At 47.4% G+C, this 9,436-nt stretch carries 10 protein-coding genes and 1 pseudogene; 5 read left to right on the top strand and 6 right to left on the bottom strand.

Annotation, left to right across the window (positions count from 1 at the left end; translation table 11 throughout):
• Nucleotides 1-77 precede the first annotated feature (77 nt).
• From K2G43_RS02935 to K2G43_RS02925, 3 genes are all read left to right on the top strand, one after another.
• A complete protein-coding gene (locus tag K2G43_RS02935) occupies nt 78-1,052 on the top strand; it encodes an adenosine kinase (RefSeq protein WP_300152928.1) in 975 nt (324 codons plus the stop codon).
• Nucleotides 1,053-1,164: 112 nt separating this feature from the next.
• Nucleotides 1,165-2,844 (top strand): S41 family peptidase, encoded by a 1,680-nt coding sequence (locus tag K2G43_RS02930; protein ID WP_297645110.1) that lies wholly within the window; start codon nt 1,165-1,167, stop codon nt 2,842-2,844.
• Between the two features lie 12 nt (nt 2,845-2,856).
• Nucleotides 2,857-3,837 (top strand): hypothetical protein, encoded by a 981-nt coding sequence (locus K2G43_RS02925; protein WP_297645116.1) that lies wholly within the window; start codon nt 2,857-2,859, stop codon nt 3,835-3,837.
• A 19-nt stretch (nt 3,838-3,856) separates the two neighbouring features.
• Here the strand turns inward: K2G43_RS02925 and K2G43_RS02920 are convergent.
• A pseudogene (locus K2G43_RS02920) lies at nt 3,857-4,102 on the bottom strand (type II toxin-antitoxin system HipA family toxin); the annotation flags it as partial.
• Nucleotides 4,103-4,162: 60 nt separating this feature from the next.
• Nucleotides 4,163-4,483, bottom strand: coding sequence for a helix-turn-helix transcriptional regulator (locus tag K2G43_RS02915; RefSeq protein WP_297645113.1), 321 nt, complete (start codon nt 4,481-4,483; stop codon nt 4,163-4,165).
• Nucleotides 4,484-5,248: 765 nt separating this feature from the next.
• Here K2G43_RS02915 and K2G43_RS13485 point away from each other — a divergent pair.
• Both K2G43_RS13485 and K2G43_RS02910 read left to right on the top strand, forming a co-directional pair.
• Nucleotides 5,249-5,365 carry a zeta toxin family protein gene (locus K2G43_RS13485; RefSeq protein WP_363316944.1) on the top strand — a complete coding sequence of 39 codons (117 nt, stop codon included), beginning with the start codon at nt 5,249-5,251 and terminating at the stop codon, nt 5,363-5,365.
• 132 nt (nt 5,366-5,497) lie between these two features.
• Nucleotides 5,498-5,782 carry a hypothetical protein gene (locus tag K2G43_RS02910; protein ID WP_297642695.1) on the top strand — a complete coding sequence of 95 codons (285 nt, stop codon included), beginning with the start codon at nt 5,498-5,500 and terminating at the stop codon, nt 5,780-5,782.
• A gap of 61 nt (nt 5,783-5,843) precedes the next feature.
• On the opposite strand, the gene K2G43_RS02905 is transcribed toward K2G43_RS02910, so the two are convergent.
• The 4 genes from K2G43_RS02905 to K2G43_RS02890 all read right to left on the bottom strand — a co-directional run bounded on the left by K2G43_RS02905 (nt 5,844) and on the right by K2G43_RS02890 (nt 9,422).
• A complete protein-coding gene (locus tag K2G43_RS02905) occupies nt 5,844-6,323 on the bottom strand; it encodes a hypothetical protein (protein ID WP_300152927.1) in 480 nt (159 codons plus the stop codon).
• Nucleotides 6,320-6,481, bottom strand: a complete 162-nt coding sequence (locus tag K2G43_RS02900) for a hypothetical protein (protein WP_297642698.1) — start codon at nt 6,479-6,481, stop codon at nt 6,320-6,322. The genes K2G43_RS02905 and K2G43_RS02900 overlap by 4 nt, the downstream gene beginning before the upstream one ends.
• A 299-nt stretch (nt 6,482-6,780) precedes the next feature.
• A complete protein-coding gene (locus K2G43_RS02895; protein WP_297642700.1) occupies nt 6,781-7,887 on the bottom strand; it encodes a sialidase family protein in 1,107 nt (368 codons plus the stop codon).
• 68 nt (nt 7,888-7,955) lie between these two features.
• A complete protein-coding gene (locus tag K2G43_RS02890; protein WP_300152926.1) occupies nt 7,956-9,422 on the bottom strand; it encodes a RagB/SusD family nutrient uptake outer membrane protein in 1,467 nt (488 codons plus the stop codon).
• Nucleotides 9,423-9,436 lie beyond the last annotated feature (14 nt).

Here is a 9,436-nt window from a genome sequence, read left to right as displayed (position 1 = left end):
GTTTTTTTCTCAAATGCGCTGCAAAAGTAATAGGATATTTTGAAATATGCAATATCTTTGCAAAAAAAAAATCGAAAATGGATAAAATTATAGGTTTGGGGAATGCTTTGGTGGATGTATTGGTAGCCATTGAAGACGATGGAATTCTAACCGAGATGCAACTTCCAAAGGGCAGCATGATCCTTATAGATGAAAATAAGCTCCTGAAAATCAATGGTTATTTTAATCAGAAGAAACCTTGTCTGGCAACCGGAGGCTCTGCCGGGAACACAATCCGCGGAATGGCGAGCCTTGGAGCGGGCACAGGATTCATCGGAAAGATAAACGATGACTTTTATGGAAATTTTTTTCGGGACAGCTTGTTGGAACATGGAATTGAGGCAAATTTGCTCTATTCCGCCGACTTGCCGTCGGGCGTCGCATCCACTTTTATATCTCCCGACGGTGAACGCACGTTCGGCACTTACCTGGGGGCGGCTTCAACCTTGAAGGTGGAAGACCTGTCGCTGGATATGTTCAAAGGGTATGCCTATCTTTTTATAGAAGGCTATTTGGTACAGGATCACAATATGATTCTCCGCGCCATCGAGTTGGCTAAAGAGGCGGGCTTGCAGATATGTCTGGACATGGCAAGCTACAACATCGTGAAAGGAGACCTTGATTTCTTCTCTTTATTGATTAATAAATATGTGGATATTGTATTTGCCAATGAGGAGGAAGCCAAGGCGTTCACCGGTAAGGGACCGGAAGAGTCGTTGGAAGTTATAGCCGCAATGTGCAGCATCGCTGTCGTAAAGATGGGGGCACGAGGCTCTTTAATCCGCAAAGGTACGGAGGTGGTGCGCGTGCCGGCACTCCCGGTTGAGAAGGTGGTCGATACAACGGGAGCGGGCGATTACTTTGCCGCAGGTTTCCTATACGGGCTGACGTGCGGCAGCTCATTGGAGAAATGCGCGAAGATAGGTTCCATCCTTGCCCGCGACGTGATACAGGTAGTAGGTACGGAGCTTCCTGAAAAGCAATGGGAAAAGATAAAGGAAGAGATTTTATGAATGTGATAATTGCCATGCGGTGTGTCATCACATTGATATTGAACATTATCACACAACCACATTATTACATTACCACATTAATCATATTAGTCACATTATCACATTAAATATTATGAAAAGGATTTTTAGAATACATTGGATAGTTGTTTTGCTGATGCTGGCGGGATCGGCCTGTTTCTTGAACTTCAAGAGCGGTGACGATCGTAGTTTTCAGATAGCCAAGAACCTGGATGTCTTCAATTCCATAGTGAAGGAGTTGGATATGTTTTATGTAGATACGATTAATCCGGACAAGACTATTCGCGAAGGCATTGATGCCATGCTCTACTCGTTGGACCCTTATACGGAGTATTATCCGGAAGACGACCAGAGCGAACTGGAACAGATGTTGAAGAACTCCTATGGTGGCATCGGCTCCATCATCACGTGGAATGCGAAGCTGAAGCGTTCCATGATAGCCGAGCCCTATGAGGATATGCCTGCCGCTGCCGTGGGGCTGAAAGCGGGTGACATCCTGATGGAGATTGACGGAAAAGACCTTGCCGGGAAGAACAACCAGGAAGTCAGCGAGATGCTTCGCGGACAGGTAGGCACCAGCTTCAAGTTGAAAGTGCAGCGTCCCGGCACGGAAAAGCCGTTGGAGTTTGACATTGTCCGCCGCTCTATCCAGCTGCCACTGATACCTTATTATACAATGTTGGACAATAACATAGGATACATCAATCTGAGCACTTTCTCTGGCAATCCTTCCAAAGAGTTCAAACAGGCCTTTCTGGACCTGAAGAAGCGGGGCATCACTTCCCTGGTCATCGACTTGCGGAACAATCCGGGAGGCCTGCTGGACGAGGCGATTGAAATAGCCAACTTCTTCCTGCCTCGCGGCAAGACGCTGGTGACGACGAAAGGCAAGATAAAGCAGGCGAGCAACACCTACAAGACGCTGCGCGAACCACTGGATTTGGAGATACCTTTGGCTGTCCTGGTTAATGGCGGTACCGCCTCTTCTTCCGAAATCCTTGCCGGTTCCCTGCAAGACTTTGACCGTGCCGTCATCATCGGTAACCGCACTTTTGGCAAGGGACTGGTGCAGACCACCCGTCCGTTGCCATACGGCGCTGCCATGAAGTTGACAACTTCCAAGTATTATATCCCCAGCGGCCGCTGCGTGCAAGCCATCGACTACAAGCACCGGAACGAGGATGGCAGTGTGGGCCGTATTCCCGACAGCCTGACCACGGTGTTCCATACGGCTGCCGGGCGTGAGGTGCGCGATGGCGGCGGTGTCACTCCCGACATCGAAGTGAAGCAGGAGAAGTTGCCGAATATCCTGTTCTATCTGGTCAACGACAACCTGATATTCCATTATGCCACGGAGTATTGCTTGAAGCATGCCGACATTCCCGCACCGGAGGAGTTCAAGATTACGGATGCCGATTATGCGGAGTTCAAGGCAATGGTGAAGGCGGCGGACTTCAAGTATGACCAGCAGACGGAAAAGATGCTGAAGAACCTGAAGGAGATGGCGGAGTTTGAAGGATACCTGGCAGGCGCTTCGGAAGAGTTCAAGGCATTGGAACAGAAACTGACGCACAACCTCGACCACGATCTTGACTACTTCTCGAAGGATATAAAGAGCATGATAACCGTGGAAATTGTCAAACGCTACTACTATCAGCGGGGAGGCATCATCGAGCAACTGAAAGATGACGCTGACCTGAAAGAAGCGGTGAAGGTGCTGACCGCTCCCGCGGAATATAAGAAGATGCTGGAGGTGCCGGCAGAAAACCAATAGGAGATGCCGGGAATGAAACTGATACGCCTTCTTCTCCTGTTAGCCTTTCTTGCCATGCTGACAGCCTGTTCGAAACCCGCCGACAGGACTTTGCTGAATTACGAACAATCCCTTGCCCATGCCGATTCGTTGGCGCAGTGTGGTGCTGTGGACAGCATTGGGGCTGTCCGCCTGTTTTCCGACCTGCATCGTGAGTATGTTCAGGTGAAAGAACGCTCCGACGGGAGCCTTGTCCGCTTGAAGCCTGCCAACCGTTGGAAGCGGTTTGGCTGGTTTACGCTTGCCGCATTGATGATAGGTCTTAACATCTGGCTCTCCATCACCGGCCTCAACTTCTCCAAAGAGCGCAAGCACCGCCGCTACCTGCTCGACCTGAGCGAGAACGAACAGCGCCTGCGCAACAACGAACGCGAGCGCAAGGAGCTGGAAGAGTGCCTGAAGGAGATGTCGTTAACCGACGAGGAACGGGAAGAGGTGCATGCCTCGCTGATGAACCTCATGGAGCATGGCAACCGCCTGGACCGGGAGAACGAGTCGCTCCGTGCCCGCCTCAAGGAGTATGAAGACCGTCCCGTGCCCCGCGAATTGGCGATGCTGAAGCAGGAGGGCGAGCGGGTCAGGGTGCTGGACGGGCAGGTGGAGGCATTGGCCTCTGCCATGTTGGCGAATGATGCGGTGATGGCACGTCTGCACGCGGCTCCTGCGTACCTATCGGATGCCGATTATGCGCATTTGCAGGAACTGGCAGACCATGTATATGAAGGATTCCGTCGCCGCCTTTCCATGCGCTTTCCACGTCTCACTTCTGCCGACTTGCAGCTCTGCCTGTTGATGCGTCTGCGCTTCTCCAATACGGAGATTGCCACACTGACGGCAGTCTCTCCTGCTTCGGTCTCCCAACAGAAATTCCGCTTGAAGAAACGGATGATGCAGGAAGACGAGGGGCTGTTTGATAACGGGAGAACGGTGGAGGCGGTGGTGTGCGGATGCTGAGTCTCTTACACAGAAACAGTTATTTCTCCTTACACCGCCAATCAAACACTCCGGCAAACATATTTATCTCTCTCTTGGAAATCTCTAATCGTGTTGCCAATTCTCGCCATCCTTTTACGGTTTCTATCACCTCAGAAACAATCTCTTCCGCTGTTTTTCGATTAAGCATGTAATCTTCGCAAGCATCAAACAAAATGTTTAAGTCAGTTTTATTGGAAGTTGATGAGACAAGCAGGCTTTGATACTCATTTAGAGTGGGATTCATAATGAGTTCTGTTTCCTTGAGCCAATCAAAATCGGCATATACATATAGTGTTTTCATCATTTACTCCTTTTTTGAGGCTCGTTTTCTTGTCTTCAAACTTAAATCCTGCAAAGTTTTTCCTAATTTGTCTTCTTTGGCCAACCACAGAATATCATCGTCAAGTTGTAAAGCATACAGCACTCGCAAGTAGATTCCAATTGCTACTGTCGGTGTGCCTTTCTCTATTCGAGATACGGTCAATGGAGAACAGGTGGCACGTTCTGCTACCTGAGCCACACTAAGATTCCTACGTAAGCGAGCTAATTTAATCTGCTCTCCCACAACCGACATCTTCTGCTCCAATTTTCGGGGCAACTTAGTCCCCATTGTATTCTTTGTCATAACCAACATATCATATAATATGCAAATATACGACTTTTTATTTATTTAATAATGTATTGTATAAAAACGCAATATTAGAAGAACCGGTATTTAAATAATATCTTAAGCGCTATGCAAATACAGATTTTCTCCATCAAATATTATAAATGGAAACTCCAATTGCGTACGGCTTTCCTTTATAACTATTAATTTATTCTTTACAAAAACACTTTCAGAAATCACGGTGCTGCATGTCGTTACCCTCAGTCGTTATCTGAGGTAGCCTCAGTCGTTATTTGAGGCAGCCTCAGTCGTTACTTGAGGTAGCCTCAGTCGTTACCTTTCCCTACCCCCTCCAGAAGTACTTCTGGAACCGTTTTTTTGTTGAGAAATGAGAAAATGGCAATTTTTCGCGTTTTTGGGCGGAAAATGATATTTTTTTACATGTCATGGTTCCCACAATCGGTAGAAAGCAATCTTTCTTTGCACCGGAGTAGAAGAATGCCGTTCTGACTTCTATGTGCTGCTCAAAACCGGACGGAAGTCGGTAATGTGGTGGGGGGGAGGACTCCTAAGCCGGCTTGCCGGTTGATAACTCCGTTTTAATTCCTATAACCCGTTAAATAAAGCCGTGTGAGTATGACTGATAATATTGTAGGAACTTGATGTACAATCGAATTAAAAGCGTAACTTTGTGAATATGCATGATTATTCCGAAATAGAAGGGTTTTCTGTGCATAATATGCAATAATCAGAGTATAGGCTAAAAAAACAAAGGATTTATTTATGAAACCGATATTATTTATTCTGTCAGGCTTGCCGGGCTCCGGGAAATCCACACTTTCTCAATTTTTGGCGAAGAAATATAAGATTCCATACATCCGAATTGATACCATCGAATAAGGATTGAGAGACTTATGCCATATTGAGGTCATTACGGAAGGTTGCGGCTTGGCTTATCGGATGGCCGCAGAACAGTTGAGATTGGGAGTCCATCTTGTGGTTGATTCTTGTAATCCAATCAATCTTACACGGATGGCATGGGAAACTATTGCAAAGAATAATCACGGCGATTTTATCAATATAGAAGTTGTCTGTTCGGATAAGAATGAACACAGGCAGAGGATAGAAACAAGGAGGATGGAAATTGAAAATCTGAAGCCGCCTACATGGGAAGAGGTTGAGAACAGGATATTTCATCCGTGGGAAAGCGAGAGAATCGTTATTGACACCGCCCATAAATCCATAGAAGAAAGCCGGAAGGAGTTGGATAGAAAAATTCTTTGCTACTTAAAACTAAACGGAATGGAGTTTGGATGAAATCAAACTTTCCGTTGCCATAGGCGCAAAGCAACTGCAAAAGCAAGAGCGTGTGGATGATTTAGTCTTTCACTGAAATAGTAATTGCCTGTAATGATTTACCTCTGAGATAATCGGGATATTCACTGCACTTTGCGCCGATCATCAAGTCGTTGAAATCCAGTATTCCCCTGTCTGTCGGCAGTATATCTCTTTTGAGTGCCATTTGTACCAGATACTCAAAATCCTTTTTATCAGAGATGTCCGGTATTCGGTCTATATTGTCAAATAAAACTCCCTCTTTTGTATTGCAAGATAATGATTTGAGAATCAGTTTATAATCTCCATCCGTCACGTTGGATAGGTTGAAATACGCAACGCGTTCTTTATTGGGGACTTCGGTATTGTGAAAGCGCGACAATGAAAAGTCATCATCGGAACAGACTATAACAGCTGACAATACTTTTTTAAAGAACTCTTTGAATTGCAGCATCTTAGGTCGTATCCTTTCTACGAAATTCTCTAATTTGCGGTTTATATCCTCAATATCCAATACACTCATACGGCTACAATGCAATAATTAAACTCTACTCCATCTGCGTTTGCGGAGTTCCATTTTATCTCATACTCCTTTTCAAGTGTGAAGTCGGGATGCGTCTTGGCACAAGTGCTATCGGACTTTTGCCAATGCTTCTGTTTGCCATGAACTTCTTCCGTCATATTAAACCGATAATTGTTGGAAGCGCTTTTAGGTTCTTTCTACATTGTGCTATCACCTTTCTCCACAAGAAACGGATATCGCATACAAAAAATATATAAAAACAAAATAGCGCATCATTAGGGCTGATATTTTTTATTTTTTTAGTATTTGCTCACCACGGCTTTTTCATTTACGGGAGTTAAAGGAGTGAGCACTTCACTCCTGATTCCCATGCTCTGATAGTAGAAGAAACGGCCATGAGTCATACTCCCATAAGAGCAGGCTCATGACCGTCACGGTTCTTTCGGAAATTTCAGGGTTATCTCTGTTTCAGCATGGAATCCGTGTCATCCAGTTTGAACTTGACTTGCACGATTGAATGCTTCACATTCCCCGGAGCATTTTTTATGTATGTGATGGCAAGTAGAGAGCCGTCCGGCAGAATCTCCAGACCGGGATATCCGCAATCGGAACCGGCATAACTATGTAGAAGTTTAATCCGATATTGTCCCGATGTGCCTTCGGGCAGGTCTTTGTAATGTCCTACCCATGCTACAAAATGGCCTTTCGTCGGACTGTTCGGAGCCATATCCCGGAAAACGGCTACCATCCTGCCGTCTTTCGTGAAACGAACGATGTGGCGGTCGCCCGTCAGCCCCCATGGGGTCTCTTTCATCGAAGACCAGGTTTTGCCTTCATCATCGGAAAACATCATGAGTGAAAGGCCGACACGGTTGTTCTCGCGGGCTATGCAGACCAATCGCTTGCCATTGGGTGAACGAAAGACGAATGGCTCGCAGGGGGAACGCCCTTCGACTGCCGCGATTTTGACCGATTCATCCCACGTGAGTCCGCCATCGTGGGACACCGTGCTCCAAAGCGTCAGCGGTGATTGGTCGCGGTCCTTATATCCTCTGTGATAGAATCCCATATAGTCGCCGTTGGTCAGGCGCACGATGCTGGTGAATGCCATGACGCAGGGTTTGTGCAGGCTCTTGACCGGCGACCAAATCTTTCCGTTGTCTTCGCTGTAAGAGTAGCCCATGTCGGGTGAGCCGCAAAAGACAAACAGGCGTTGGCATCCTTGTTTGTCGGTCAGGCGGTAGATGCTCGGACAGTTGCTCATGCCTTGCCAGTCTGCCGGGGTTTCCTGCACTTTCCAGCTTTCTCCCGCATCGTTGCTTAACCCCATAAAGGAAGCCTTGCCTCCATGTCCGCTAGACCACACGCAGAATATCGTTTGTTGGTCGTCGGAAAGCAGCGTTGTCGGGTGCCCGTTATATAAGGAAGAGGTTCCTTTGGCAATGACCGTCTGCAGGGCATGATTTTCTGATAAATCTACCCAAGGCATGTTGTTTCTGTATGACTGCGCCGAAAGATGTATTGCTTGAAGCAGCAATAGACAAGTGATGATTTTGTTTCTCATAATTTTGTTTTTTTTAAAGACGGCACGGGAAACCGGCAAGGCCGCGTGTCGCCTGTGAATAATACTGTTTATCTTTTGATACTGGATTCGTAACCCTCAGTCTGAACAAGATGTTCGTTCAGAACCATGTCATTGTAATTGATGGGAAGGTAGAGCGGATAACCTTGTTTGTCATTCAGATTCGGTACCTCCTCATAGATATTGATTGCACCTCCGAAGTGGAAGCGGACCAAGTCGAACCAACGCTTCTGCTCCAAGAACAATTCACGAAGACGTTCGTTGCAAATTTCCTTTTCGAGAGCCGGCTTTGCCGAAGGACCCGCGTAATCTTGCAATCCTGCACGATGACGCACTTGATTAAGGTCCGCGATGGCTTTGGCGCTTTCGCCCAAGGCGGCATAGGCTTCCGCACGCAGCAAAAGCAAATCGGCCCAACGGTACACAATCAAGTCGTCGTCGAAGTAACGGTCGTCCGTATATTCCTTGCCTCTGAACTTGTTTGTCTGCGTCAAGACAAGATTGTTATCTTTATCCACCAAGTCGATCATTGCGGCGTTCATGCGGACATCGCCTTCGTTTTTCAAGTACAGCGTGCGGAGCTTGTCGCTCGGCGCATAGACGTGGCGGCTGTTGTTGGGCGAGGTCGCCGCGTCGGATAAGTTCACCGCCATCGAGAGGTTGTCGGTACGTGAAGTCGTGTTGGTCGCAATCGAGAGATTGCCTGTCTCATACCGTTCCATATAGAATGAGAAGATAATCTCGGCATTCTTCTTGTTGTCATTGGCAAATACCGAGCGATAGTCGTCCAACAGGCGGACACCGCCGGTTTCTACCTTCTCAATCATGCCGATGGCGGCCCGCAGCTCTTGTTCGCCGCCGCCGAGCACCTTGGCCTTCCACATCAAGGCATCCGCTTTAAGCGCATAAGCGGCTGGCTTGGAGGCTTTGTTCTTGTCTCTGCTGCCGTCCTGTGTAAACAACCTGATGGCATCGTCCAAATCCTGAAGGATAAAGGCCATCACCTCTTCCTTTGAGGAACGTGGCTTCAGTTCCACATCGTCCGATAGAGTCGGTTTCTCCACCAGAGGCACGCCTCCCCATGAGCGCAATAACTGGAAGTAGGTATGTGCGCGCAAAAAATGACATTCGGCAAGTATATTGTTCCTGTCTTCTTCCTTGTTGAACTTCAACCCTTGTATCTTGTAAAACAGCAGGTTGCAGTGGTGAATGATTTTATAGGCGTTCCGGTAGGAAGGGGCGTTGCTTTCCAGCAACTCCTGCGACCATGCCACACTTACCGGGCCGATATCGCCGGGTTTGAAGGAATCTCCTCTGTCTTCGCCGTAGTATGAGGTGTTGGACCAATTTCTTGCGGCATTGTAAATTCCTGTCAGATAGACTTTTGCATCATTTGAATCTTTCCAAAACGAAGATGAGGTGATGGTGGATGCCGGCTCTACATTAAGAATGTTGTCACAACCGGAGAGCAGCGTGCTGCCCGCTACTATGCCGGCAAGGATAAATATCTTTTTCATTGTAATTCTGAATC

It is taken from the genome of Bacteroides sp., from assembly GCF_029057325.1.
Classification (GTDB): Bacteria; Bacteroidota; Bacteroidia; order Bacteroidales; family Bacteroidaceae; genus Bacteroides.
This window is presented reverse-complemented; position numbering and strand designations above follow the sequence as displayed.